The 23,917-nt window shown below is 63.8% G+C and carries 23 protein-coding genes; 7 read left to right on the plus strand and 16 right to left on the minus strand.

Annotated elements, in window-relative coordinates; genetic code table 11:
• Window positions 1-4 precede the first annotated feature (4 nt).
• From ACFPAH_RS20230 to ACFPAH_RS20255, 6 genes are all read right to left on the minus strand, one after another.
• A complete protein-coding gene (locus ACFPAH_RS20230) occupies window positions 5-175 on the minus strand; it encodes a hypothetical protein (protein ID WP_379748919.1) in 171 nt (56 codons plus the stop codon).
• On the minus strand, window positions 172-318 hold the full coding sequence (locus ACFPAH_RS20235) for a hypothetical protein (protein ID WP_379748921.1): 147 nt from the start codon (window positions 316-318) through the stop codon (window positions 172-174). Before ACFPAH_RS20235 ends, ACFPAH_RS20230 begins: the two co-directional genes overlap by 4 nt.
• Window positions 315-2,081, minus strand: coding sequence for a replication endonuclease (locus tag ACFPAH_RS20240; protein WP_379748923.1), 1,767 nt, complete (start codon window positions 2,079-2,081; stop codon window positions 315-317). Before ACFPAH_RS20240 ends, ACFPAH_RS20235 begins: the two co-directional genes overlap by 4 nt.
• A 29-nt stretch (window positions 2,082-2,110) precedes the next feature.
• Entirely contained in the window at window positions 2,111-2,539 is a 429-nt protein-coding gene (locus ACFPAH_RS20245) for a hypothetical protein (RefSeq protein ID WP_379748925.1), read from the minus strand.
• The gene (locus ACFPAH_RS20250; RefSeq protein WP_379748927.1) at window positions 2,536-2,727 is read right to left on the minus strand and encodes a hypothetical protein; all 192 of its coding nucleotides are present in this window, start codon (window positions 2,725-2,727) and stop codon (window positions 2,536-2,538) included. The genes ACFPAH_RS20245 and ACFPAH_RS20250 overlap by 4 nt, the downstream gene beginning before the upstream one ends.
• 89 nt (window positions 2,728-2,816) lie before the next feature.
• Window positions 2,817-3,044, minus strand: coding sequence for a hypothetical protein (locus ACFPAH_RS20255; RefSeq protein WP_379748929.1), 228 nt, complete (start codon window positions 3,042-3,044; stop codon window positions 2,817-2,819).
• A gap of 234 nt (window positions 3,045-3,278) precedes the next feature.
• Here ACFPAH_RS20255 and ACFPAH_RS20260 point away from each other — a divergent pair, with 234 nt between their 5' ends.
• From ACFPAH_RS20260 to ACFPAH_RS20270, 3 genes are all read left to right on the plus strand, one after another.
• Window positions 3,279-3,620 carry a DUF3693 domain-containing protein gene (locus ACFPAH_RS20260; protein ID WP_379748931.1) on the plus strand — a complete coding sequence of 114 codons (342 nt, stop codon included), beginning with the start codon at window positions 3,279-3,281 and terminating at the stop codon, window positions 3,618-3,620.
• A gap of 94 nt (window positions 3,621-3,714) precedes the next feature.
• Window positions 3,715-3,954 carry a hypothetical protein gene (locus ACFPAH_RS20265; protein ID WP_379748933.1) on the plus strand — a complete coding sequence of 80 codons (240 nt, stop codon included), beginning with the start codon at window positions 3,715-3,717 and terminating at the stop codon, window positions 3,952-3,954.
• Between the two features lie 232 nt (window positions 3,955-4,186).
• Window positions 4,187-4,630 (plus strand): PRC-barrel domain-containing protein, encoded by a 444-nt coding sequence (locus ACFPAH_RS20270; RefSeq protein ID WP_379748935.1) that lies wholly within the window; start codon window positions 4,187-4,189, stop codon window positions 4,628-4,630.
• Between the two features lie 357 nt (window positions 4,631-4,987).
• Here ACFPAH_RS20270 and ACFPAH_RS20275 read toward each other — a convergent pair whose 3' ends face one another.
• The 7 genes from ACFPAH_RS20275 to ACFPAH_RS20305 all read right to left on the minus strand — a co-directional run bounded on the left by ACFPAH_RS20275 (window position 4,988) and on the right by ACFPAH_RS20305 (window position 12,193).
• Window positions 4,988-5,215: a hypothetical protein gene (locus tag ACFPAH_RS20275; protein ID WP_379748937.1), complete on the minus strand. Its 228-nt coding sequence runs from the start codon at window positions 5,213-5,215 to the stop codon at window positions 4,988-4,990.
• A complete protein-coding gene (locus tag ACFPAH_RS20280; RefSeq protein WP_379748939.1) occupies window positions 5,212-6,393 on the minus strand; it encodes an NADH:flavin oxidoreductase/NADH oxidase in 1,182 nt (393 codons plus the stop codon). The genes ACFPAH_RS20275 and ACFPAH_RS20280 overlap by 4 nt, the downstream gene beginning before the upstream one ends.
• A gap of 61 nt (window positions 6,394-6,454) precedes the next feature.
• Window positions 6,455-7,042: a hypothetical protein gene (locus tag ACFPAH_RS20285; RefSeq protein WP_379748941.1), complete on the minus strand. Its 588-nt coding sequence runs from the start codon at window positions 7,040-7,042 to the stop codon at window positions 6,455-6,457.
• A gap of 10 nt (window positions 7,043-7,052) precedes the next feature.
• Window positions 7,053-8,237, minus strand: a complete 1,185-nt coding sequence (locus ACFPAH_RS20290; protein ID WP_379748943.1) for a zinc-dependent alcohol dehydrogenase — start codon at window positions 8,235-8,237, stop codon at window positions 7,053-7,055.
• A 130-nt stretch (window positions 8,238-8,367) separates the two neighbouring features.
• The gene (locus ACFPAH_RS20295; RefSeq protein ID WP_379748945.1) at window positions 8,368-9,516 is read right to left on the minus strand and encodes a glutathione-independent formaldehyde dehydrogenase; all 1,149 of its coding nucleotides are present in this window, start codon (window positions 9,514-9,516) and stop codon (window positions 8,368-8,370) included.
• A 292-nt stretch (window positions 9,517-9,808) separates the two neighbouring features.
• The gene (locus tag ACFPAH_RS20300) at window positions 9,809-9,919 is read right to left on the minus strand and encodes a hypothetical protein (RefSeq protein ID WP_379748947.1); all 111 of its coding nucleotides are present in this window, start codon (window positions 9,917-9,919) and stop codon (window positions 9,809-9,811) included.
• 1,284 nt (window positions 9,920-11,203) lie between these two features.
• Window positions 11,204-12,193, minus strand: a complete 990-nt coding sequence (locus ACFPAH_RS20305) for an MDR family oxidoreductase (protein WP_379748949.1) — start codon at window positions 12,191-12,193, stop codon at window positions 11,204-11,206.
• A 133-nt stretch (window positions 12,194-12,326) separates the two neighbouring features.
• Here ACFPAH_RS20305 and ACFPAH_RS20310 point away from each other — a divergent pair, with 133 nt between their 5' ends.
• The 4 genes from ACFPAH_RS20310 to ACFPAH_RS20325 all read left to right on the plus strand — a co-directional run bounded on the left by ACFPAH_RS20310 (window position 12,327) and on the right by ACFPAH_RS20325 (window position 18,487).
• The gene (locus tag ACFPAH_RS20310) at window positions 12,327-13,313 is read left to right on the plus strand and encodes an LLM class oxidoreductase (RefSeq protein ID WP_379748951.1); all 987 of its coding nucleotides are present in this window, start codon (window positions 12,327-12,329) and stop codon (window positions 13,311-13,313) included.
• 200 nt (window positions 13,314-13,513) lie between these two features.
• Window positions 13,514-13,861 carry a DUF5335 domain-containing protein gene (locus tag ACFPAH_RS20315; RefSeq protein WP_379748954.1) on the plus strand — a complete coding sequence of 116 codons (348 nt, stop codon included), beginning with the start codon at window positions 13,514-13,516 and terminating at the stop codon, window positions 13,859-13,861.
• Between the two features lie 469 nt (window positions 13,862-14,330).
• A complete protein-coding gene (locus ACFPAH_RS20320) occupies window positions 14,331-15,491 on the plus strand; it encodes a low temperature requirement protein A (RefSeq protein WP_379748956.1) in 1,161 nt (386 codons plus the stop codon).
• Window positions 15,492-15,760: 269 nt separating this feature from the next.
• Window positions 15,761-18,487 (plus strand): EAL domain-containing protein, encoded by a 2,727-nt coding sequence (locus ACFPAH_RS20325; protein ID WP_379748958.1) that lies wholly within the window; start codon window positions 15,761-15,763, stop codon window positions 18,485-18,487.
• A 28-nt stretch (window positions 18,488-18,515) separates the two neighbouring features.
• Here the strand turns inward: ACFPAH_RS20325 and ACFPAH_RS20330 are convergent, their stop codons facing one another.
• The 3 genes from ACFPAH_RS20330 to ACFPAH_RS20340 all read right to left on the minus strand — a co-directional run bounded on the left by ACFPAH_RS20330 (window position 18,516) and on the right by ACFPAH_RS20340 (window position 23,788).
• Window positions 18,516-20,312 (minus strand): 2Fe-2S iron-sulfur cluster-binding protein, encoded by a 1,797-nt coding sequence (locus ACFPAH_RS20330; RefSeq protein ID WP_379748960.1) that lies wholly within the window; start codon window positions 20,310-20,312, stop codon window positions 18,516-18,518.
• Entirely contained in the window at window positions 20,309-21,001 is a 693-nt protein-coding gene (locus tag ACFPAH_RS20335; protein ID WP_379748962.1) for a PepSY domain-containing protein, read from the minus strand. The genes ACFPAH_RS20330 and ACFPAH_RS20335 overlap by 4 nt, the downstream gene beginning before the upstream one ends.
• Before the next feature lie 75 nt (window positions 21,002-21,076).
• Complete coding sequence (locus ACFPAH_RS20340; protein WP_379748964.1) at window positions 21,077-23,788, minus strand: TonB-dependent receptor; 2,712 nt, start codon at window positions 23,786-23,788, stop codon at window positions 21,077-21,079.
• Between the last annotated feature and the right edge of the window lie 129 nt (window positions 23,789-23,917).

Consider the following 23,917-nt stretch of genomic DNA (forward strand, 5'->3'; position numbering starts at 1 on the left):
CCCCTTATTTCGCCTTGGCGGCCGGCTTCTTGCGAGCTGGCTTCGTGGCGGCCGGCGCGGCCGGCGCCTTCGGTTTTGCCTTGGCCTGGCGCTCGGCGGCGCGTTCCTTCTCGGCCTCGATCAGCAGGTTGGTGACAGGGTGGCCGATACAGCCGTTGTTTTTGATTTCGTTCACAGTGCTTTCTCCAGTTCGTTCCACTTCAAAAGAACCGCCAGACGCCTGAAAAAGACCTTAAGGGCTGGCGGAAAAAACGGGTTTTTCCCGTATTGCTTCATGAGCGCCACGGCCTGGCGCTCCAATTCTTCGCTTTCGTTCATTCTTGGTACTTTCGTTGCAGGTTGTAGAGGTGCCCCCGGTCAAAACGTGGGGAGTGGTCGCGGAACGTCTGGAGGTTTTCGGCGCGGGTTTCCTTCACATGGACGGCCTCACCGTTCCATTGCGGCCCGCCATCGGTGGCGGTCGGCGTACAGTTATTTACACCAGTCCGAGGAGAGTCAAAGGCAACCCCGGACGCGCTATCTTTTGATTCGATCGTCCACCGGTAATGCACGCCCTCGTAAACCTCATTCGGGAAAGCGACGGCGTAAACGCCGACCGGCTTGTCGTCGGTATAGGTGGCGTACCGGCCCTTAATCGTCACTTCGCGCGCCGCGATCTTGATCGCCGCCCTACGGCCCACGGTCGGCCCGCCCTGCGCGAGCATGTACGCGCCGAAGTCGGCTTGCTTGGCGATCGCCGGGTCTTCGGATTCGATCTTCTGGCAGGCCAGATGCGCGGCCTTGACGGCGGCGGGCGCGTTCTGGATCGCCTCGGCCTTCACACGGCGCAGTTCGCGCCACACGCCCACGGGAGCGCCGCCGATCTGCTGAAACTGGCGAATGCCCCACACCTGGCTCCAGTAGGTCACGCGCTGGCTAGGCGTGATGGTTTCATTGCCGAATTCGTCGGTGGTGACGACATAGGTGCGGCCGTCCTCGAAAGACTTGTGATCGCCCACGCCGGTCCCGTCGATGTTCTTCGCCACGTACTTGGCGATATAGCCCGCCGCCGTGCCCTTGCCGGCCTCGATCCGCACCAGCTTGACGCGGTTTTTCGCGGCGCCCTTTTCGTGCGGGTTGTAGTAGCGGGCATACAGCGTGATGACGCGCTTGATGCGGGTCGCGGCCTCTTCCGAGGTGCGCTGAATGAATGGCGTCGCCAATGGCGGGTGCCAGTTGGCCGGCTGCTCGGTCGGAGCGACGAACAGGAGCATGTGCCAGTGGGGGCAGCCGTCCGTGTGCGGTTCGGCGATGCGGAACCCGTACATCTTCAAGCCCTGGCGCGCGAGCGCCGAGCGCATGAGCGCCCAGGTGTGAACGAGGTAGGCTTGCGCGTCGCGCGGCGTGGCGCCGTTGTAGTTCTCGTTCGTGCCGCCGACCGAATGGAATTCGGATGGGCATGTGATCGTCCAGAACATGCCGACATCGCGGCGGGCCTCGGCCACCTCCTCGAAACCCCGGATCCGCGTCATGAGCTCGCCCCGACGCAGGGTCTTGTTTGCCATGCCCTTCTCGGCCAGCTCGGCAACAGTGAATTCCTGGCCGTGCTCATTGGTTGCCGTGCGATTTTTCAGGAGCTCCAGATTGGCGGCGTTCTGCGCGGCCTGCATGAAGGCGGTTTCCCGGCAGACGTACGGGTCGCCTGCGCTTTGATGCGTCAGCCCGAGTTGGATCGACGTATGCTCGAAACGGCGGCGCCATTCGGTGCGCAAGTGGCGGCGCCACCATGCCTTGTCGAGCGCGCGCGTGATCTTTTCCTTGTCGGTGTCGCCCCGCGGTGCGGCGATGCCGCGCCGCGTGCATTCGCCAGCAATCGCCCAGATAATCGCGGGCGCGGTTTTCAACGTGTGACAGAACTGGTGCACGGCGCGCACGGCCATATCGGCGGCGTGCCAGATGGCCGGCTCGCCAGTGATGGCGCCCGTATCGGTTGCGAGCGGGATACGCTCCAAATCCCACATCAGGTCCGCGATTACGTCGAGCTTGCCCGCATGCTTCTTTTCGCCGTCGCGCTTGAACACGGCCTCAACGGCGCGCGCCATGCGCTTTGGGATTCCCCAGGACACAGCCATCAGTGCATGTCCCGATCGGATGGCGACGGCATCGCGCCCCCCTGCATGCACTTCTGTACGATTTGCAGATCGCCGATCAACTTGTTAAGGCACACCCACACGCGGCCACGCTCGAAGGCGTTGAACTTGTTCAAGGTGTCTTCGGCGCGCGCCTTGTGCAGCCCCGCCGACATAATGGCGACGGTACGCACGCCCAGCGGCATGCGCAGCCAGAACGCGGCGCGCACGGCTTCGGCATCAACCGGCCGCACGAGTCCATCCTTTACGGCCTGAACGCGCTCCATGCGCGTCTCGATCGGCGTGGCGTCGATCTCGCGGCAGATAGCCTCGAAGCCGGCCAGGTAGGCGTAGGTTTCGATTTCCTGCGGCGTGGCGCGCGGGCCGGCGACGGCGGCCAGGGCGGCCATTTCGATGCGTTCGGCTTTCATTCTGGCTCCACCAGCTGACCAATGACGACGCGCAGGTGCGCGCACTCCGCGTCCATCTCCGCGCGCACAGCAGGGTTGTTGCACTCTGTGTCGGTCAGGGCGTCAAGGCGGTCCTGAATGACTGTTTGAACAACCGCAGCAGTTGCCGGGCGCAGGATCAGGAACACTTTCGACATGTCGATGGTCATATCAGCCGCCTACGCCCAGGAGCCACAGCGCGAACGGCGCGGCCAGCATCAGAGAGCCGACAACAGCGGCGGCGGCGTTTTGGAGTTGGTCACGCATGGGCGGCTCCTCGCATGCGGACGACCATTTGCGTGAGCATGAGTTGCTCGAAGGCGAGTTGCTCCAGATCGGCGCGGCTAAAGACGCGCTTCGATTGCGGGTCGTTTAAGACTTCGTTGACGGTTTCCAGCCGCTTGACGAACAAGGTCCGGACGATGCCGACGCCCTGCGCGGGAATCGGGAAATCTTGGCCTTTTTTGTAATTTTGTGTTTCAAGCACCACGGCCTCCTCAGGCTGTTTTTCCACTCAGGCGAAAGTGTCGAGGGGGCGGGCAGAGCCGCATGACGCCTGAGGAGGGAGAGATTTCCCCTCGACAATGCGTAATGTACATCAGGATATTTATGTAGGTAAAGGACTATATGCATCAGGGGGTTTATCCTGTTGTGTACAAAAAGCCCTTGAAGTATTCTCCGTCCACCCGCCCCCTATGGCGGGGAGCCCTGAGGAGAGCTAATGAACACCATCGAATTACTTGAGGCCGTCAAGGTCAAACGCGGCATTTCATCCGACTACGCCCTGGCGAAGGCGCTAGGCGTGAGCCAGCCAGCCGTCTCCAGCTATCGCGCGGGCAATAGCAAAATCAGCGATGACGTAGCGTTGACGGTGGCCGAAATTTTGGGCATGCACCCATTGGCCGTGATTGCGGTGGCGAACGCCGAGCGCGCGAGGACGCCCGCCCAAAAGGCGCGCTGGGCCGGCGTGATGGAAAAATTTTCCGGGTCTTTTCGTAACCTCCTATCCAGCTGGGATGGCGTCGATCGCCGGGCTAACGGCCCTCGTTTGGCGCGTGGATAGGTAGTAAATCCCCGTTTTCTTGCATAATTTACACTTTATAGATTATGCGAAGTACCGCTGTAAGCGCTGCATGGCATGACCCGAGACAATCACGATGAGCACGCGCGAGCTGGACCGGTTTAAGACGATCCAGGCATTGGCCGAAGGCCGACTGGCAGCCAGTCTCGCTGCGGCCCGGCTGGAGCCGACGTGGCGCCAGGTGAATCGTCTCTTCCAACGCTTCCTGACTGAAGGCCCACAAGGTCTGGTTTCACGCCAATGTGGCAAACCGGGCAATTATCAGCTCCCAGCGGGCGTCGCGGAATCAGCCGTGGCGATCATCCGCGAACGCTAGCAGGACTTCGGCACTGCCTATTCCTCCCTCGCTCGGTTCCAGCAGTTGCCGCTGGCCATGATCGAGATCGACCGTTCGTCGTTGCTGGACCCCTCGAGCAATCCGAAGCATTGAATTCTGCGTGGCAAGATCCGCGGACTTGAGCTAGATCAAAGTATCATCGACTGTGATCCGTGCGCGATGCCGCCGCTTTTATAGTCAAGGGACATCGTCTGGCCATGCAGGAGGCATAATGAAACGCGTGATCGCAGTCTTGGCAGTGTCAGTAGTCTCCCTCTGGGCTGGCATTGCATCGGCGCAGGCGCCGGCGCAATCGACCGCGCCCGCGACCGCTCCGGTTGCAGGCAGAGCGCCGCTGGGGGTCACCGTGACCCAAATCGAAGAAATCGTCCTTGGGTGGAGCGCCAAGCGCGACCTGTTCGGCAAGGCGGTGGTCAACGACAAAAACGAAAAGATCGGCACCGTGGACGACCTGATCATTTCTCCAGCCAAGGGTGGTCACACGCCCGCAGCTACGTTTGCGATCATCGGCGCGGGTGGTTTCCTCGGCATGGGCAAACATGATGTTGCGATCCCGACCGAACAGCTGAAGCTCCAAAATAAGCAGCTGATCTTGCCTGGGGCGACGAAAGATGCGCTGAAAGCCATGCCGGCGTTCGTGTACCAGCGCAGGTAACTCTGCCCGACGAGTCAGTTGCACGCCATTTTCCATAGCGAGGATGGCGAGCTGAACAGGAGCGGCACTGCACGTGACGCGCCCGTGCCCTCTTGAGGCATTGACGTTCACCACCACGCGGCCACCTACCTTCCCGGCGAACAGCTCTGGCGCATGGACGAGCGCCTGCGCCAGTCCGATTGCCTGCTACCTGCCAACGGGCGGCGAATTTCTTCGCGTTGCGCCCGGAGCCCAGCCTTGGTCGCTGCCACCGAAGCGCACTCTCGCGCGATTGAGCGGCACGCGTCTCTTGGGAATCTGCTCGCGCGTGGCCGAGTACGCGTTCTCTCTTCACGGCCGCCGAGTTTCCAAAGCGCGCTACGCCATGTGTTCCACCGGCCATCGCTCCTTGCCGAACTTGTTGCGCCAGTACTGGCAGGCCAGCCCTGCCCTGAACCGCTTCGGCCTGGCGTCGACCAGCGGCCTGAGATCGGCCATCCACTGCACGTCGATATTCGTGCGAGGCTCCTTTCCGATCCGGACGATGTCGGCTGTTTGCTTCGGTCGCACGCTCGACGCACATGGAAGGCTGGGCAGCACGGTCATTTCGCCCGCCGCTTCACTGCATATCCATATTGCACCGGCCAATCCGGCTCCTCCTCGAACGCATGCTGGGCTTTCAGTGCCCAGTACGGTTCGCGCAGCAGTTCGCGCCCGAGCAGCACCAGGTCGGCATCGCCGCCGGTGATGATTTCGTCGGCCTCCTTCGGATCCGTGATCAGGCCGACCGTGCCGGTCAGGATGCCGGCGTCGTCGCGGATGCGGCGGCTGCATGGCACCTGGTAGCGTTTGGCGACAGGAATCCGCGCGGTCGGCAGATTGCCGCCGGTTGACACGTCGATGAGATCGACGCCCAGGTCCTTGAGGCGCCGCGACAGCTCGACGGACTGCTCGATGTCCCAGCCGCCGGCGACCCAGTCGGTGGCGGAAATGCGCACGAACAGCGGCAGCTCGGCGGGAACCGCGGCGCGCACGCGCTCGGTCACGCGCAGCACGAGGCGCATCCGGTTCTCCAGGCTGCCGCCGTACCGGTCATCGCGCTGGTTACTGTGCGGCGACAGGAACTGGTGCAACAGGTAGCCGTGCGCGGCGTGGATCTCCAGCACCTGGAACCCGGCTGCAAGGGCGCGCCGGGCGGCCGCCTCGAAGGCGTCGACGATTCCGTCGAGGCCGGCTTCGTCGAGCGCGATGGGCGTCGGATCGCCCGGATGAAACGGAATCGGACTGGGCGCGACCACCGGCCAACCGCCCTCCTCGGCCGTTTTCAGCGTCGCGCCCCCCGTCCAGGGGGCAGCGGTGCTTGCCTTGCGCCCCGCATGCGCCAGCTGGATGCCGGCCAACGCACCCTGGCTGTTCACGAAGCGGGCGATGCGCGCCAGGGATTCGACATGATCGTCGCTCCAGATGCCCAAATCGCCCGGGGTGATGCGGCCGTCCCAGGTGACGCCGGTCGCCTCGACGATCACGAGGCCTGTGCCGCCCACGGCGCGGCTGCCCAGGTGCACCAGATGCCAGTCGTTGGCCATCCCTTCGTCGGCCGAATACTGGCACATCGGCGCCATGGCGATGCGGTTGCGTACGGTGAGGCTGCGCAGAGCCAGGGGGCTGAGCAGGTCGACTTCCGGCACTTCCTGGTCGTGGGCGGCGCCGGCCACCGCGCCGTGTGCGCTCGGCTGGGACGCCTGGGCAGCGACGCCGGCGGGTTGGACAGTATTCGCATTCATTGCTTGCCTCCGGGTGAAAACAAGAGCGGCGCGCCCGGCTGGCCCGGGCGTTGCAGGATCACTAAGCCCTACGGTCTTTGCGCAGCATGAGGATTGCGCCCACCACCGCAGTGGCGATGAGCGCCTTGCGCGCCAGGCCGGCCGGGTTGTAGCGCAGCTCGGAGCGGATGCCCATTTCCCCAAGCACATTGGGTACGTGGCCGTGCGCCAGGTCTTCGACGATGCCCTCGACCATGTTGACGCGGTCGGCGGCGATCAGCATCAGCCAGTGGCGCAGGTCATTCTCCGGCAGCTTGTAGGCGAGGCGCCGGATCGAGCCCGACAGCCACTTCGGCGGCTGGGCCGTGCCGAAGATCGGCGTGATGCCCGGCCGCTCCGGCGAGCAGAACACTTCGACGGTTTGCGCCTGCTGTACCGGTTGTCCCTCCGGCACGTGAATGAAGCGTGGCGGCGTGCGCTCCATCGGCACGGCCGGGCGGTTCTTCTTGTCGAGATCGGAGCCCCAGCCGGGGATGCCCTGCAGCTCTTCGGGGGACGGGCTATGCCGGTTCAGGTCGTAGTCGATCTGGCGCTCGTAGTTTACATGACCGTGGTGCAGCGGATGGCGCCGCTGCTCGGCAAGGTCGCGCTGGGCGAGTTGGGTGTCCATGGCTGCTCCTTCAGTGGATGAGACTGGTCGCCGTCGCGCGCGCCGAGCCTGCGCGCGGAGGGATCAGCACGGTTTTGATGCAGTCGTCGTACTTGCTCGAGAAGATGTGGTACGCATCCGAAACCTCCTCCAGCGGCACCCGATGGGTGATGATTTCCTTCGGGTTCAGGTGCCCCTGGCGGATGTGCTCGATGATATGCGGCACGTGGCGCTTGACGGCGGCCTGGTTCATGCGCATCGTGATGCCCTTGTTCAGCGCGTTACCGATCGGGACGGCGTTGAAGGTCGGTCCGTAGACGCCGACGATCGACACGTTGCCGCCCTTGCGCACCGAATTGATGGCCCAGAACAGCGCAGTGGCCGACCCCGCCTGCAGCATGGTCCAGCGCCCGGTGATGGTCTGGGCCAGGCTGCCCGACGCCTCGCAGCCGACGGCATCGATGCACACGTCGGCACCCAGCCAGTCCGTCATCTTCTTGATGTGCAGTGCCATGTCGCCCACTTCGCGGAAATTGATGATCTCGCAGCGGGCATAGCGCCGCACGAAGTCGAGCCGGTACTCGACATGGTCGACGACGATGACGCGGCCCGCGCCGAACAGCCAGGCCGACTTGGCGGCAAAGATGCCGACCGGGCCGGCGCCGAACACCACCACCGTGTCGCCTTGCTTGATGTCGCCCATCTCGGCGGCCTGGTAGCCGGTCGGCAGGGCGTCCGTCAGCAGCACGGCATCGTCGTCGACGATATCGTCCGGTATTTTGTACGGCCCCACGTCGGCCATCGGCACGCGCACGTATTCGGCCTGGCCGCCGTCGTAGCCTCCGGTAGTGTGCGAGTAGCCGTAGATGCCACCGACCGCGGTCGCTTCGGGGTTGGTGTTGTGGCAGTTGCTGTACAGCTCGCGCTGGCAGAAGAAGCACGAGCCGCAGAACAGATTGAACGGCACCAGGACCCGGTCGCCCGGCTTGAGTGTCTCGACCGCCGAGCCGACCTCCTCGACGATACCGACGAATTCATGGCCGAAGGTGTGCCCGATGCGGGTGTCGGGCACCAGGCCGTGGTACAGGTGCAGGTCCGAGCCGCAAATGCAGGCGCGAGTCACGCGGACGATGGCGTCGCCCGGGTGCTCGATCACGGGATCCGGTTTTTGCGAAGCCCGAATCCGGTATGGTCCACGATAGTTTGTCGCTAGCATAAAAACCTCCTCACAAGATTGTCCTCATATACCCGCACCCGCCGTCATCGGACGGAAACAGCCGGGCACCAGCGATGGCGCTACCTGCCATCGAGCGCGGGCCTTATACAACATCGAGCGCCCTGCTCCGCTAGGCCCCCGGATGCAGGACCACCTTGGTCCAGCCGTGGTCGCGATTGTCGAAGTGCTTGTAGGCGTTGGGCGCCTCGGCCAGGCTCAGTTCATGAGAGACGATGAACGAGGGCTTGGCGCGGCCCGCGTGGATCAGGTCGCGCAACTGCCGGTTGTAGGCCTTGACGGGGCACTGGCCGGTCGCAACACGCTGGCCCTTGAACCACAGCATGCCCCAATCGAGCGCGATCTTTCCCTGTTTCTCCAACTCGTCGGATGCGCCCGGGTCCTGCGGAACGAACACCCCGACCACGCCGATCCCGCCGGTGAACTTGACCGAGTTGACCAGGTTGTTCATCGTGAGGTCGGGACGCTCCTGGCGGTGATGGTGATGGTCGTGGCACTGGTAGCCGACGCACTCGCAGCCCACGTCCGCGCCCCGCCCATGGGTCAAGTCCATGACCCGCTGCACCGGGTCCTCTTTCGAATAATCGATCGCGATCGCGCCGATCGACTCGGCCAGCTTGAGCCGGTCGGAATGACAGTCGACCACCATCACGCTGCAGGCCCCCTTGATCATCGCCGAGTGCGCGGCCATCAGGCCCACCGGCCCGGCGCCGTAGATGACCACCGCGTCTCCGGGCTTCATGCCGGCCAGTTCGGTCGCGTGCCAGCCGGTCGGGAAGATGTCGGCGCACATCACGTAGTCGACCTGTTTCTCCGCCGCGTCCGGCGGCAGCTTCAAGGCCATAAAGTCGGCCCACGGCACCCGCAGGTACTCGGCTTGACCGCCCGGGTAGGGACCCATGTCGGCAAAGCCGAAGGCGGCGCCGGCCACACCCGGCTGGTTCGCGTTCAGGCAATAGTTGGTCAGGCCGCGCTCGCAGTTCTTACAGTGGCCGCAGCTGATATTGAAGGGCAGGCACACCCAGTCCCCTGGCTTGAGCCGCTCGACCGCCGGCCCCACTTCCTGGACCACGCCGAGGTTCTCGTGCCCGAAGACACGGCCCTGCTCGAAATCGGTCCGGCCTTCGTACATGTGCAGGTCGGAACCGCAGATATTGGTCGTGGTGATTTTGACGATGGCATCCGTCGGACGTTCGATTTTCGGATCCGGAACATCCTCCACGGCGACCTTGTTGGGGCCGCGATAGACAACAGCTTTCATAATCTTCTCCTCTAACTCGCCAGGCCATGACGCGTCCTTCGCGTGACGAAACGCGGCACGATGTCCTGACTGCGGTTCATTGAAACCTGCGGCAATACCTGCGGGACCGCTGCCAGCGCCGAGCCATCAAGCGACACGGCAGCTGGCCAGATATCGATCAGGAATGCCAGCGCTTGTCATTCCAGTGACTCTGCGCCCCGGCCTTCGCGTGTTGCTCGGACGAGCCACCGCGAGCGCTCCCGCTACCACTGTATTCCGCAGACGCTTTGCTTGTTCGCCTCATTTCTATGGCTCATGAAAACGGCCCGGCGCGCTTGTTCCGAGTCGAACTCATGAGCATTTTCCAAGCACGAGCAGCGCGCCCACGTTCCGATGCAATCCGGCGCTGTTTTTGCGGGTCCATCGATGCAAAACAACGCTTGCCTGCATCTTTGGTCTGATTATTACTTTTATTGCTTTTAGCTATTCGACCCCATCATTATTCTCCTCGAGCTGAGCGCATTTAATCTCGCGTCATCTCTTCATTTACCGTAGATCGTAAGGAGCATTCGATCCTAGCTCAAAAACCAATTGACTAAAACTAGGAATAAGTGGGCAGGTCAGGTAGGATAAATCTGGCCATCAAAACAGGGGGCTTTACATTGCAACATGATGAAATCATTGGAGAAAATCACCATGGGGTCTCGCTATTCCGCGGGAAAATGGCTTGAAAACATTATTCAAAGCGAGAAATGATCGATTCTTGGTGAATTTCATTTGGGTGATGAAATATACTGAAGGCCCGTAGTCAAATCCGTTAAATTGGCCCATCAATTAAATCGACCCATCAATTAAATCGGCCCACCAATTAACACAGTCGTACAATTCGATTATTGAATTCGGCGATAAAAGCTATTCTGGAAGGAATGCTTATATGTTTGTGAACCGCAAACGGAAAAATCTTTTAGGATACCCTTTGTGCTTGCGAACAAGTTGCCATGATTGTTTCGTGCCGGTAGGAAGGGGGCGGCCCTGGCGTTCAAGAACTAACGACATTCCAATTTGCGGCAAGTCCAGCAACCGCGCTTTCGAGGTCTGCGATATGAAGAGCAGGCTCACCAGCCTCGACACTCGAGGTATATCAGGGCCCTGTGTTCTGAACGGTCCTGCGCGTCATTTTCCATAGCTCTTCCAATCTCCTTCCGCACCGGCGCGGACGCATGAAACGCCTCACAGAGGCGCCATATTGGAAACGAACGAATATCGTCGTCGACGACGCCGTGCTGTTGACCGACGTCCTCCCGACGGGATGCCGGGCGGCCGAGATGGGCGGCATCACGGATGGAGACAAGGTCGTGGTGTTCGGGGCGGGTGTCGGCCAGGCCCTTCATGGTGAGCTCGGAACGCTCCTGGCCCCACCACGCCGCCCGCTCCCTCCGTCGTCGAGTGCGCGGCCACCAGGCCCACCGGCCCGGCGGCGCAGATGAGCACCGCGTACCCGGGCTTCATGGCGGCCAGTTCGGTCGGGTGCCAGCCGCACAGCCTGCGCCGCAGGAAGCACATGGCCCCGCGCCCGGCGGTATCTCGGCGACACACCCAGGGGCGACCGCGAGACCATCTCCCCTACGAGACGCGGCGCCCCGGCGGGCAACGGGCGCTTGGGGCTTGTCTCCATGCCCGCCGGGGGCGCATGCCCTTACTCACTTACTCAGGCATTGACGTTAACCACCAGCCGGCCACGCACTTTTCCGGCAAGCAGCTCCGGCGCATGCGCGGGCACCTGCGCCAATCCGATGTCCTGCGTGATCGTCTCGAGCTTGTCGGTGTCCAGTTCGTTTGCCAGCCGCTCCCATGCTGCCACGCGTTTCGGCAGGGGTGCCATCACGCTGTCGATGCCGATCAGCTTGACGCGGCGCAGGATGAATGGCGCAACCGAGGCCGGAAAGTCCATGCCCTGGGCCAGTCCGCATGCGGTAACGGTGCCGCCGTACCGGGTCTGTGCGACCGCATTGGCCAGCGTGTGCGAACCGACGGAATCGACGACTCCCGCCCAGCGCTCCTTCTGCAGGGGCTTGCCGGGCGCGGACAGCGTATCGCGATCGACGACCTCGACCGCGCCGAGGGACTTGAGGTAATCGGCCTCGGCCAGCTTGCCGGTGGAGGCGACCACGCGGTAGCCCCGGCCGGCGAGGATCGCAATCGCAATGCTGCCGACGCCGCCCGATGCGCCGGTCACCAGGATGTCGCCGCTGTTCTTGTCGACACCTTGCTCTTCCAAGGCCATCGCGCACAACATCGCGGTATAGCCCGCCGTCCCGATTGCCATCGCGGTTCTGGCAGACATGCGCGGCGGACGCGGGATCAGCCAATCGCCTTTCAGTTTGGCGCGTTGCGACAGGCAACCCCAGTGCGATTCGCCGACACCCCATCCGTTCAGGATGAATGGGTCGCCCTCCTTCCAGTCCGGATGCGCCGACGCGATGACTTCCCCGGCCCCATCGATGCCGGGCACCATCGGCCAGCTGCGTACGACCGGCGACTTGCCGGTGATGGCCAGGCCGTCCTTGTAGTTCACGGTCGAGTAGTCGACGCGCACGGTCACATCGCCATCAGCCGGCAACTGCGCGTCGTCGAGCTGGGCAAGCTGGGCAGTGGTCGTGCCGTCATCGTTTTTGTTGAGCAGGATTGCTTTGAACATGCGGGATCTCCAAAAATGCACAGAAAAAGATGCGATGGGTTTTTTGTCAAGCGCTCCAGAAGGCGCCGGACAGCGCTTGCACTGGCCGCGCGGAGACGATATCTTAAGTCTGATTCAACGCGCGGAGGAAATCATGGCAGACATGATGACACCGAACGGGACGGCCAAGGCCAGCGATTCCAAAGGCTTCCAGCGAATGTTCGCGCCGGATCGGCTGACACTCGGTGTGTTCTTCCCGATCGAGGCGTTCCCGGGCGACCAACCGACGATGCGCGGCCAGGAAGGTCTGGCTCGCCGTGCCGAAGAGCTTGGGTACGCCGCGCTGTGGTGCCGCGACGTCCCGCTGCGCGACCCCAGCTTCGGTGACGTGGGCCAGGTGTACGATCCGTGGGTCTATCTCGGCTGGATCGCGGCGCAGACCAGCGAGATCGCGCTGGCCACCGGCGCCCTGGTACTCACCCTGCGCCACCCCTTGCATAGCGCCAAGGGCGCGGCATCGGTCGACTGGCTCTCGGGCAATCGCCTGGTGCTCGGCATTGCCTCCGGCGACCGGCCGGTCGAGTTCCCGGCCTTCGGCGTCGACTTCGAACAGCGCTCCGCCCTGTTCCGCGACAACCTGCGCGTCATGCGCGCCGCCCTCGCCGAGCAGTTTCCGCAGTTTGCGTCGTCCTACGGGACGCTGACCGGGGCCGCAGACCTCGTGCCCAAGCCGATCACTCCGGTGCCGATGCTCGTCACCGGGCACAGCGGGCAGCCGCTGGAATGGATCGCGAAACATGCGGACGGCTGGATCACCTACCCGCGCGGACTCCCGCGCCAGGCCGAGGTCGCGGCGCGCTGGCGCGCTGCGGTCGGAACGGCGGATCCCGGCGTCGTCTTCAAGCCCTTCGTACAGTCGTTCTATGTCGACCTGAGCGACGACCCCGACGCGGCGCCAACGCCGATCCACCTGGGCTATCGCGGCGGCAGGCATTTCGTCCTGCGCTTTCTCGAGGCGGTACGCTCGATCGGCGTCAATCACGTCATCCTGAACTTCAAGTACGGCGCGCGCAACGCCGGCGACGTGCTCGAAGAGATCGGCAAGGAAATCCTGCCGCAACTGGCGGCATCCCAGCCATGAGTCGGAGCGAGCAAGACCCTGCGCCGCGGCCGTCGAGCGCGCCCCCTCTTCGGAGCGCGTGCATGCAGATCCCCGGGAATGCGGACCGCGTTGAAGTACCTTGATAGAGCGCCGGCTCACGCATGAGTATCGGACTACGGTGGTAAATTCCCTGTGCCGGCGCAACCGGTGCGGATGAGTGAGAGGCAGAGGCAAATATCATGGCTACGGTAAAACTTGATACAGCAACATGGCAGCAAACCTTTGACCAGCTGTCGAAATCGCTGTTGGTCGGTAAGGAAGTCAAAATCGAGGTGGCAGGGCTGCAAATCGGCGACCAGATCGAGCAGGAGTGGACTCAACTGCTGGGCATCAGCTACGATCCCAAGAACGATCTCATCGAAATTCTCGTCGAGGGCCTCGATCACCTGATCCGCAAGCCGCGCGAAGTCTGGGTCGATCGCGGCCCCATCGGACTGGTTGCGATGGAAGTGATCGACGCCGACGACGTGCGCCAGATCATCCGGCTGCGCGAGCCGCTGATGCTGCCCTCTTCCGGCACGCCGTGAGCGCGCAAGGCAGATGATGGTCCGGCCTGGCGCCGCGCAAGCGGTTCACTAAGCCGGTGAGCCCGATGACCCGCAGTACCTGGCCGACGAAGTCGGGCTGGCGGAACTGGCGCGCCCTCACGTTGACCGCCATCGTCAGGTCCGCCACCAGCTCGCCGCGCATTGATCACCGTCTATATGCGCAGGTCGAAGAGGACCTGCAAGCATATCGGACGACGCGCGCCGCCAGAGGCACACCGGCCGGCGGCCAATCGTGCGCCGCTCGGCCGCCGGCTTTTTGCTAGTATCGACCTACTGCATGCCGTGCGAAGGTGAAAGAACCGATACCCGTATCGGTTCGTTTCGCGGCAGTCACGCTGCTCGCCTTGCTGCGCAACCGAGTACAGCTCACCGGCACCAGGAAGGCCCGCAACCGGCCCCCAAGTCCCGGCTGGCAGCCCGTATGTACCCGGGTCTGCAATGAGGCGATATGCAGAATACAAAATATTTCGATCCGAATCGGCATGCCACCTGGCTCGAGCTGTTCTTCGACCTGATTTTCGTGGTGACGATCGGTGACGTCACGCATATCCTGAGCCACACGCACGAGGGTCATCTTGACCCGCTCCAGTTCTGGAAATTCGTCCTGATTTTCATACCCTTGTGGTGGATCTGGACCAGTCACACGATGTATGCCAACCGGTTCGACGCGGATGACCGGAAGCATCGGCTGGCAACCCTGTTCATCATGTTCCTGCTCATTATCATCTCCGGCTTGATCGGCGAACGATTCCTGGCCAGCTTCGAGCTCATCGTCGTCTCCTACGTCGGGGCGAAATACACCATCGGCATGATGTATTTCGTGTCGAAGCGCCGGCACAGGGAGAGCGTGGAACTCACGACGGCGGTCGGTTGGGCGATCCTCGCCGGCGCGACCGTCAGCCTCGCTTCTATCCTGTTTCCGGCGCCGCAGCGCTATGTTGTGTTTTATCTCGGAATATTGTTCGACCTGGTCGCGTTCATCTTTTTCTTGCAGCGTCGGCTCCAGGTGATCCCGGTACATACCGATCACCTGATCGAGCGTGTCGGCCTGCTCACGATCATCATCCTGGGCGAGTCCATCAGCAGCTTGTCCGCCGGGCTGGCCACCATCGACTGGACTGGGGAGAAGCTGCTGACCGCCGCTACCGGCTTCGTGATGATAGCGAGCATCTGGTGGGTCTACTTCGACAGTTTTCACCTGCTGTCCGAACAGAAGCTCAGGACCGGGCATTCGATCCTGTACTCGCATTTGCTCGTTTTCATCGGCCTGTGCATTCTGGCCAGCCTGATCCGACACGCGATCCTGGGCGATATGGTGCTATCCGATTTCCGGGTACTGTCGGTCATCGGCGCGGTCTGCTTTTTCATCGGCAAGCAGTACGCGTATTTCATGGAGCGTCCCGAGTTGCGGCCCCATCTGGTAGTCAACACCATGATCGTCTTCGTGCTGACCGGATTTTCCCTGCTCTTGCCCAGGACCGATGTCATCCTGCTCGCCCTGACCGCGACGGTGATTTGTTATGCTTTCCTCAGTCTGCGCTACCAGCACGTCGCCCCAGCGCGGCAGGACCATCCGCGTAACGAAGCCGTCACCGACGAGCGGCCATGAGCGGCACGAGATCATGGGCACGTCGCAAAGCGGTGCAATGCGCCTGCATGCCTGCCGATCGATGCAAGCACCAGGGCGATCGCTGGGCGCTCCGCTTTTCTTTGCGCTGACGAGCACTCCCGAGGAACAGACTCGAGGGCTGATGGTCTACACTGTAGCTCACCTGATATTACGCGACCGCCATGCCTCAAGACCAGCGTTCAAATATTCAGCCAAGCATCGGCGGTTCCGCAGGCCAATTCGGTTTCTGGGAAATGGATCTGCGCGACATGACGCTTTCGCTGTCGGACACAAGCTGCGCCATCTACGGCCTGGAGTCGGCCGCCTGTCGCCTCGACGAGTTCCTGCAACGCGTGCACCCGGACGAACGCCGGCACGTGAACGAGTCGGTGCTCGCGGCGCCGCACGCCGGGGCCCGTCTCGATGTCGGCTACCGGATCGTCCATCCCTTGGGCGAGGCGCGGCACCTGCGCATGCGCGCCGAGTTGATGCGGGCAGGCGGCGGCGTGCGCTACACAGGCACGGTCGAGGACGTGACCGAACAGGTTCAGCGCCGGCGCGAAGCCGAGCTCAATGCGCGGCTGCTGCAGATGGCAAGCGGTGTCGCCCACATCGGCGGCTGGGCCTATGACACGGCGCAGGACCGCGTGATCTGGTCGGACGAGGTGTGCCGCATCCACGAGGTGCCGGCCGGAACCGCTCCCACGGTCGAGGAAGCGATCGGTTACTTCACGCCGGAATCGCGCGGCAAACTGCGCCACGTGGTCGAGGCCTGCCTGCGCGAGGGGACGCCCTACGACGAAGAACTGCAGCTCGTCACCGCGCGCGGCCGCAGCGTATGGGTGCGCTCGATCGGCGAGCCGGTGCGCGCCGCGGACGGGGCGATCACCGGACTGCAGGGGGCGTTCCAGGACGTCAGCGACAAGCGCCAGGCCGAACAACGGGTGGCGCGCATGGCCGAGCGGCTGTCGGCCACGCTCGAGTCGATCACCGACGCGTTTTATATCCTGGACCGCGAATGGCGCTTCACCTACCTGAACCGGGAAGCCGAGCGGCTGTTCCAGCGCCCGCGCGCGCAACTGCTCGGCAAGGTACTGTGGGAAGAGTTCAGCGCGCTCAAGGGCCAGATCGGCTACTGCGAGTTTCATCGCGCGGTGCGCGAAAACCGCACCGTCGTGTTCGAGGAATACTATGCGCCCTACCGGGCGCTGTCCGAGGTGCGCGCCTATCCTTCCGACGAGGGTCTCTCCGTCTACTTCCGCGACGTCACCGAGGCGCGCAAGACCGAGGAATCGCTGCGCATCAGCGAAGAACGGTTCCGCACCATCGCCCGCGCCACCACGGACGTGGTCTGGGACTGGAACCTGGAAGACGACACCTTGTGGGCCAGCGACAGCATCGAGTCGGTGTTCGGCTACACGACGGCCGATTTCTCCGGGCCGATCCGCGCATGGTCGGAGCACATCCACCGCGACGAGCGCGAACGGGTCGTCGCCCACATCAGGTCCGCCCTCGATGGTGGCGAGGAGCAGTGGATGGACGAGTATCGCTTCCTGCGCAAGGACGGCTCGGTCGCCCTCGTGCTCGACCGCGGCTACATCATCCGCGATGCCGGCGGGCGCGCCACGCGCATGATCGGCGCCATGGTCGACCTGACCGAGCGCCGCCAGGCCGAACGCCGGATCGAATACCTCGCCTATTACGACGTGCTGACCCAGCTGCCGAACCGCCAGCTGCTGATGGAGCGCCTGCAGCGGGCGCTGGACAACTGCGCCCAGCAGCACTGCGCCAACGCGCTGTTCTTCATTGACCTGGACAACTTCAAGTCGCTCAACGATACCCTTGGGCACGCGGTGGGCGACCAGTTGCTCAAGCAGGTGGCGCAGCGCCTGAGCGGATGCCTCAGCCACCGCGACACCGTCGCGCGCTTCGGCGGCGACGAGTACGTGGTCCTGCTCGAGGGCATGAGCGCAGACATCGAAGAGGCAAGCGCCCATGCCCGCACGGTCGGCGAACGCATGCTCCTGACGCTGCGCCAGGCCTACAAGATCGACCAATACGCCCACCACAGTACGGCGAGCATCGGCATCGTACTGTTCGGCGACGCCGCGGACGACACCGGCGAGTTGCTCAAGCGCGCGGACATGGCCATGTACGCGGCCAAGGCGGCGGGGCGCAACACGCTGCGCCTGTTCAACCCGGGCATGCAGGCCGCGCTATCGGCGCGCATGGCGCTCGAGAACGACCTGCGCCAGGCCGTGCGCCAGTGCGAACGCGAGTTCGACCTGCATTACCAGCCGCAGGTCGACCGCCACGGCCAGGTCACCGGCGTCGAAGCACTGGTGCGCTGGCGCCATCCGACGCGCGGCATGGTCCCGCCGGCCGAGTTCATCCCGCTCGCCGAGGAAACCGGGCTGGTGCTGCCACTCGGGCAGTGGGTGCTGCAGAAGGCCTGCGACCAGCTGCTGGCCTGGGCGGCCAACCTGGCGACCGCGCAGATGGAGGTCGCGGTCAATGTCAGCGCGCGCCAGTTCCACCACCCGCAATTTGTTGCCCAGGTGCTCGACCTGGTGGCGGCGACCGGGATCGATGCGCGCCGGCTCAAGCTCGAACTGACCGAAACGTCGGTGCTGGAGAACATCGACGACACGATCGCCAAGATGAAGGTGCTCAAGACGCACGGCGTGAGCTTTGCGCTGGACGACTTCGGCACCGGCTATTCCTCGCTCGCCTATCTCAAGCAGCTGCCGCTGGACATGCTCAAGATCGACCGTTCGTTCGTGCTCGATCTCCTGACCAACCAGAACGACGCGGTAATCGCCCGCACGATCATCGCGCTGGGCCGCAGCCTGGGCTTGCGGGTCCTGGCCGAAGGCGTCGAAACGGTGGCCCAGCGCGACTTCCTGTTCGAGCACGGCTGCGACGCCTATCAAGGCTATCTCTGCGCCCAGGCCTTGCCGGCCGACGCCGTGGCCACGCTCGCCTGCAAGCCGTGACCAGGCCGTGCGAGCGTAGCCGGCGGCTTCAGACCTTGAAGTCGTCGAAGGCGATCATGCCCTCGTCGATACCGAGTTCCTCGAGCATCCGGCGCGTCGCCGCCAGCATGGCCGGCGGGCCGCAAACGTAGAACTCGAGCGCCGCCAGGTCCGGGTGGCCCCATAGCAAGCCATCGCGGACTGCCTCGTGCACAAAGGCCGCCGGTGCGGCACCGCCTTCTTCCGACAGCACCAGCTGCCAGCGGAAGTTTGGATGGCTTGCCGCCAGCGCCGCCATCTCATCGGCGTAAGGCGCGTCGCGCCGGCTGCGCGCGCCGTACCAGAAATGCACAGGCTCGCTTGCCCCTTGCGCAAGCAGCGCGTGGATCATCGCGCGCAGCGGAGCCATGCCCGCCCCGCCGCCGATGAAGACTTTCGCGCGGTTCCCGGGTTTGAGTGCGAAGTCGCCGTACGGACCGCTGAAGCGGACCGTGTCGCCCGGCTTGAGCGTGTACATGTAGGCCGATCCCCTGCCCGGCCGTTCGCCCGCCATGAAGCGGACCAGGAAGACGAGATTGCCGTCGGCCCGCTCCACGGGCACCGCGACCGAATACGAGCGGCGAAGCGGCGCGTCGTTGACCAGGCGGCCGGCCGGTCCTGCCTTGTGCCACTCGTCGCGATGCTGGTCCGGGACCTCGATCTGGCCGGCATCGCATGCATAGGGCGGCACATGCACCTGCGCATAGGCGCCTGGACGGCATTCGACCGGACGTGCCGGCCGTAACGATATCTCGCGCAGGAAAGGTGTCAACGCCTTTACACTGGTGACGACTGCAGTCTGCTCGGTGGCCAGCAGTGCAGGATCGCCGACGTCGAGATCGATGCCGCGGCCCACGGAAAGTCCGCAAGCCAGCCGGTATCCGGCGTCGAGCTTGTCCGGCGGCAGGAGTGCACGGTCGGCGGCCGTTGCGGCGGGCGCCTTGCCGACACACCTGACCGCGCACAGGCCGCAGCTTTGCCCGCCCCCGCAATTGGAAGGCAACTGCAGGCCCGAGCGCGCAAGGGCATGGAATACCGTGTCGCCGGCGGCGGCGTCGACCGAGCGCGTGCTGGCGCCGTCCGGTCCGGCGAGTGTGATACGGCTGCGCCGCCGTAATCGCGCGGGCACGAATTCGGCCATGCGCACGCTCGCGAACAGCAGCCACACGCCGCTCAAGGCCATCCACAGGCCGCCGATCGCGCTGGAGACGAGCAGCGGGTTGTTGAAGTTGGTGCGCTCGCTGTAGTCCATGATGTGCAGCATCCAGAAGAAATCGAACAGGCGCCAGGTGCTGTTGCGATGCTCGAGCACCTGGCCCGAACGGGCCGACACATAGACCGTCGTAGCGTTCGCATCATCGAAGTCGACGCGCCAGACGGGTTCCTTGTGCGCCCGCGTTTCGAGCGAGTAGTCGAGCAGCCTGGCGGTCTGCGCCCGGCCGTTGCCGGAATACGAGGCCCGGGCAATCGCGCCGGCCAGCGCGGCATCGATGGCGGACGGGCGGCCGTCGACGGCGCCGACCAGCCAGCTGCGCTTGTCGCCCTGCAGGACGTAGACCGGCCGGTCGAGCAGCCAGCCCGAAGCGATGGAAGACACCCCTTCCCGGCTTTGCGCCAGCACCACGGACGGGTCGAGCGCGTCGCGCGGCCAGTCCGGCGGGGCGCCCGGCTTGACCCGGAATTCCTGTCCCTGCACCCTGCCCGCGTCGAGCAGGCTCATCACCACCCCGCTGCCCATCCACATCAGGAACTGGATGGCGATGAGCAGGCCCACCCACTTGTGCAGCTTGCGCATCCAATGGCTCATGCCTGCCTCCTGCGACGAAAACTGTAAAAGAGCAGCCAGGCCCCGGACAATGCGAAGGCGAGGCCCGTGATCGAAGCGGCGCGCAGCAGGCTGTTGTTGACGTTCGCGCGCTCTTCGTAATCCATGATGTGGAACATCCACAGGAAGTCGAACCAGCGCCAGAGTTCATGGCGTCGTGCCACCAGTTCGCCGGAAAATGGCGAAAAGTACAGGGTGTCCTTGCCGGCATCGTCGTAATGCACCGCCCACAGCGGGACTGGCCGGCTGCCGACTTCGGACGGCGCCCTGGTGACCCATTCGATGCCGCGCACGCTGCCTTCGCCCGCGTAAGCCGCGTCGGCCAGCGCAAGGACGGTGTCGCGGTCGATGGGGCTGATCGACTTGCCGGTGACGGCGTCGACCAGGCTGACCTTCTTCCCCTGCCTGATTTCGTACACTTCCTTCCCCAGTAACACTTTCAGGCGAACCGAGGTGATGCCAGGATAGGCGTCGTGGAGTCTTTCCTGCGGCATCCGGACGGCCGAGGCCGCCAGGTGCTGCGTGGAGACATGGGCCAGGTGGTCGCCATGGATGACCTCGAGCGGAACTACAACCATGTACAGTCCGCTGATCATCCAGAGCAGGGCCTGGATCCCGATGACCAGCCCTATCCATTTGTGGGTGCGCCGCACCCAAAAAGCGAGTTGCATAATGATGTCGACGTTAGGTGATAGAACCCGGCCTGGGTCGCAGGCCGGGTAGCCGAAGGACTCCGGGGAGCCCGATCAGAACTTGTAAGCCAGGCGCGCGTGCCAACGGCGGCCGAGCAGATCGTAGGTCATCGTGTCGGTGTTCCCGTCGGTCCAGCTCTGGATATACGGCGGCTGCTTGTCGAACAGGTTATCGACGCCGAACGAGATCGCCACGAGCTTGTTGAAGGCATATTTCACGCTGGCGTTGTGGTAGGCGATGCTGGGCGCCCGCGCGCCGATGTCGCCAGGCGACGCATTGATGTCGTCCGCCTTGCCGATGTACTGGACGGTGTACGAGCCCGACCAGGGTCCGTTCCCGGTCGTCAGCGACGCGGTCGAGCGCCACTTGGCGTAACTGCCGCGGCCCCCCGTGATCTTGCCCGCATATTCGATCACCTCCCCGCCCGGGAAGGGAGCGACATCGAACCGGTTCAGGCGCGACACGTCGGCCGACAGCGACGAGTTCCATCCGAGCAGCTTGAAGTCATACAGGGCGCCGAAGTCGATACCGGAGACGCGTTGCTGGGCCGCGTTGGCCGGCTGCGACGACAGGAAGTTGATCTCTCCGGTGCGCGGATCGCGTGTGAAGCTCGACGGGCTGCAGAAGATGTGCGACAAGCCCGGCGAGTTGTAGCACACCGACAGCTTGGTCGAACCGGGTACGGTCTCGATGGCGTTATCGATCTCGATATTGAAGTAGTCGAGCGTCAGGGTCAGCGACTTCGACGGCGTCCAGACGGCGCCGACCGTGAAGGTGTCGGCATCTTCCGGCTCGAGATTCGGATTGCCACCCCCGGTGGTCAGGATCGACGGCCCGAACTGGCGAAAGCCCGCCGGCACGCCCGAGGCCTGGCAGTTCTTGTAGACAGCCGAATTCGGATCCATCGTGTTCCAGTTGTTGCAGGGGTCGGTCGTGGTCAGGTTGCCCTCGGAGACGCCCCCGAAGAGTTCCGGCACGTTCGGTACGCGGAACGCCGTCGACCGGTTGGCCCGCAGCTTGAGCGAGTCGATGACTTGCCAGTCCAGGCCGAGTTTGTAGGTCGCCTGGGAGCCGAACAGGCTGTAATCGGAATACCGCGCCGCCGCGTTCAGGTTCAGTGCCTGCACGAAGGGCAGTTTCGCCAGCACCGGCACCGCCAGTTCCGCGAACACTTCGCGCGCACTGTATTTGCCGGCAATCGGACCCTGGGCATTGGTATTGGCCGCACCCGAGACGATCAGGCTGTCGGGATCGCGCCAGCCCTTCTCCTGGCGGTATTCGAAACCGGAAGCGAAACCGACCGGCCCCGCAGGCAGCGACAACAGCTCACCGCTGACGCCCGCATTGAAACTCTTCTGGTCGTTGCCGCCGTGGTCGCGCGTCGTGAAGTGGATGTAATCGAGAACAGCCTGGCTGAGGTTGCCGTAGCCGAGGTAATTGCCGCATGGCGCGGCGGTCGGACCGGTGCCGCAGGTCGCCGTATTCAGGGTCGCGTCCACACGGTCCAGGTTGATGATGTTGGTCATGCCGTCGACGCCCGTATTGCGGCCCCAGTTCAGCGATGTGGACCAGTCCCAACTGCCCGTTATCGTTCCCTTGAGGCCGGCGAGCACGCGGAAGGTATTGGTCTCCTGGAAGAAGTAGCGCGGCCCGACTTCGGCCACGCGGCGCCGCTCGAGGACCAGGTCCTGGCCTGTCGGATTGGTCGGGTGGCCGGCGCCGATACGGATGGGCCGGTAGACGCCGATCGCGCCGGGCGTGGCAAGCTGCTCGGACTGGCGATTGGTGAACATCAGTTCGGTGAAAAGCTCGACCCGGTCGCTCAGGCGCACGTCGCCAAAGGCGCTGAGACCGATGCGCTTGATGGGGTTGACTGCGTTCAGGAAGGGATTACTGTTGTATGCATGCTTGGCCGCGCTATACGTCTCGAAGCCGCGCGGATTGCCGTTCGGGTCCTGGTTGAAGTTGACGCGCCTGCCGTCCGCGAGGCGGGCCCGGCCACCGATCGTCGACGAGCTGCCGGAGCAAGCCAGCTTGCCGTCCTCTTCGAATAGTGAACAAGGCGCACGCGAGGCGAGATTGACCGCCTCGCTTTCCGAATAGTTCAGCGAGGCGACCAGGGAGCCGCGCTCGCTGCGCGTACCCCAGACCACGTCGGCCGACTTTTCCGCGCCGTCGCCGTGCGCTGTCTTTCCATAGCGGACCGAGGCCTCGACGCCGTCGAAGGCCTTCTTGGTGATGATGTTGACGACGCCGGCGACCGCATCGGCGCCATAGATCGCGGAGGCGCCGTCCTTGAGCACCTCGACGCGCTCGATCATCGCGACCGGGATCATGTTCAGGTCGACCGAGCTGTTGGCACCCGTGCCGCCCGAGACCACGCGCCGGCCGTTGAGGAGAACCAGCGTCCGATCGATGCCCAGTCCGCGCAAATTCACCTGGGTCGTACCATAACCATTACTGGTCCAGTAAGCGCTCGACTGGTTGCCTGCGGTGCCGGCCGACGACGGCAGGCGCTGCAGCAGCGTTTCGACCGAGATCGCGCCCGAGCGCTGGATGCTGTCGGCGTCGATCACCGTGACCGGACCGACCCCGGAAATTTGCTCCTGCCTCAGGTTGATCCGGCTGCCCGTGATCTGGACGCGCTGCATGGCCCCGCCCTCGGCGGGCTCGCCCGTTGTGGCAGGCTGCTGGGCGTGGGCGCCTTGATGCGAGATCGCCAGCACAAGCGCGGCGGTTGCTGCCGGAATTTTCTTGTATTTCATTTTCTCTCCAGGTGCATTGTGTTCAAAACCGATATACGGGCAGACGGCAGATTGCCGCCGATGCCAAAGCGTCGTTCCGCTTGCGGGAGCGGTAGGAAGGGACCAACGATTTGACAGGAAAACCGGACG

The sequence above is a fragment of the Massilia sp. GCM10023247 genome (assembly GCF_042653325.1).
GTDB lineage: Bacteria > Pseudomonadota > Gammaproteobacteria > Burkholderiales > Burkholderiaceae_D > Telluria.

Excerpts from the sequence above, each read along its gene's own strand:
- ACFPAH_RS20260 (WP_379748931.1), top strand. The coding sequence starts at position 3,279 with ATGAACACCATCGAATTACTTGAGGCCGTCAAGGTCAAACGCGGCATT.
- ACFPAH_RS20335 (WP_379748962.1), bottom strand. The coding sequence starts at position 21,001 with ATGCAACTCGCTTTTTGGGTGCGGCGCACCCACAAATGGATAGGGCTG.
- ACFPAH_RS20270 (WP_379748935.1), top strand. The coding sequence starts at position 4,187 with ATGAAACGCGTGATCGCAGTCTTGGCAGTGTCAGTAGTCTCCCTCTGG.
- ACFPAH_RS20240 (WP_379748923.1), bottom strand. The coding sequence starts at position 2,081 with ATGGCGCGCGCCGTTGAGGCCGTGTTCAAGCGCGACGGCGAAAAGAAG.
- ACFPAH_RS20235 (WP_379748921.1), bottom strand. The coding sequence starts at position 318 with ATGAACGAAAGCGAAGAATTGGAGCGCCAGGCCGTGGCGCTCATGAAG.
- ACFPAH_RS20245 (WP_379748925.1), bottom strand. The coding sequence starts at position 2,539 with ATGAAAGCCGAACGCATCGAAATGGCCGCCCTGGCCGCCGTCGCCGGC.
- ACFPAH_RS20280 (WP_379748939.1), bottom strand. The coding sequence starts at position 6,393 with ATGAATGCGAATACTGTCCAACCCGCCGGCGTCGCTGCCCAGGCGTCC.
- ACFPAH_RS20340 (WP_379748964.1), bottom strand. The coding sequence starts at position 23,788 with ATGAAATACAAGAAAATTCCGGCAGCAACCGCCGCGCTTGTGCTGGCG.
- ACFPAH_RS20265 (WP_379748933.1), top strand. The coding sequence starts at position 3,715 with ATGAGCACGCGCGAGCTGGACCGGTTTAAGACGATCCAGGCATTGGCC.
- ACFPAH_RS20290 (WP_379748943.1), bottom strand. The coding sequence starts at position 8,237 with ATGCTAGCGACAAACTATCGTGGACCATACCGGATTCGGGCTTCGCAA.
- ACFPAH_RS20295 (WP_379748945.1), bottom strand. The coding sequence starts at position 9,516 with ATGAAAGCTGTTGTCTATCGCGGCCCCAACAAGGTCGCCGTGGAGGAT.
- ACFPAH_RS20300 (WP_379748947.1), bottom strand. The coding sequence starts at position 9,919 with ATGGACCCGCAAAAACAGCGCCGGATTGCATCGGAACGTGGGCGCGCT.
- ACFPAH_RS20250 (WP_379748927.1), bottom strand. The coding sequence starts at position 2,727 with ATGACCATCGACATGTCGAAAGTGTTCCTGATCCTGCGCCCGGCAACT.
- ACFPAH_RS20315 (WP_379748954.1), top strand. The coding sequence starts at position 13,514 with ATGGCTACGGTAAAACTTGATACAGCAACATGGCAGCAAACCTTTGAC.
- ACFPAH_RS20285 (WP_379748941.1), bottom strand. The coding sequence starts at position 7,042 with ATGGACACCCAACTCGCCCAGCGCGACCTTGCCGAGCAGCGGCGCCAT.
- ACFPAH_RS20325 (WP_379748958.1), top strand. The coding sequence starts at position 15,761 with ATGACGCTTTCGCTGTCGGACACAAGCTGCGCCATCTACGGCCTGGAG.
- ACFPAH_RS20310 (WP_379748951.1), top strand. The coding sequence starts at position 12,327 with ATGGCAGACATGATGACACCGAACGGGACGGCCAAGGCCAGCGATTCC.
- ACFPAH_RS20330 (WP_379748960.1), bottom strand. The coding sequence starts at position 20,312 with ATGAGCCATTGGATGCGCAAGCTGCACAAGTGGGTGGGCCTGCTCATC.
- ACFPAH_RS20320 (WP_379748956.1), top strand. The coding sequence starts at position 14,331 with ATGCAGAATACAAAATATTTCGATCCGAATCGGCATGCCACCTGGCTC.
- ACFPAH_RS20275 (WP_379748937.1), bottom strand. The coding sequence starts at position 5,215 with ATGACCGTGCTGCCCAGCCTTCCATGTGCGTCGAGCGTGCGACCGAAG.
- ACFPAH_RS20305 (WP_379748949.1), bottom strand. The coding sequence starts at position 12,193 with ATGTTCAAAGCAATCCTGCTCAACAAAAACGATGACGGCACGACCACT.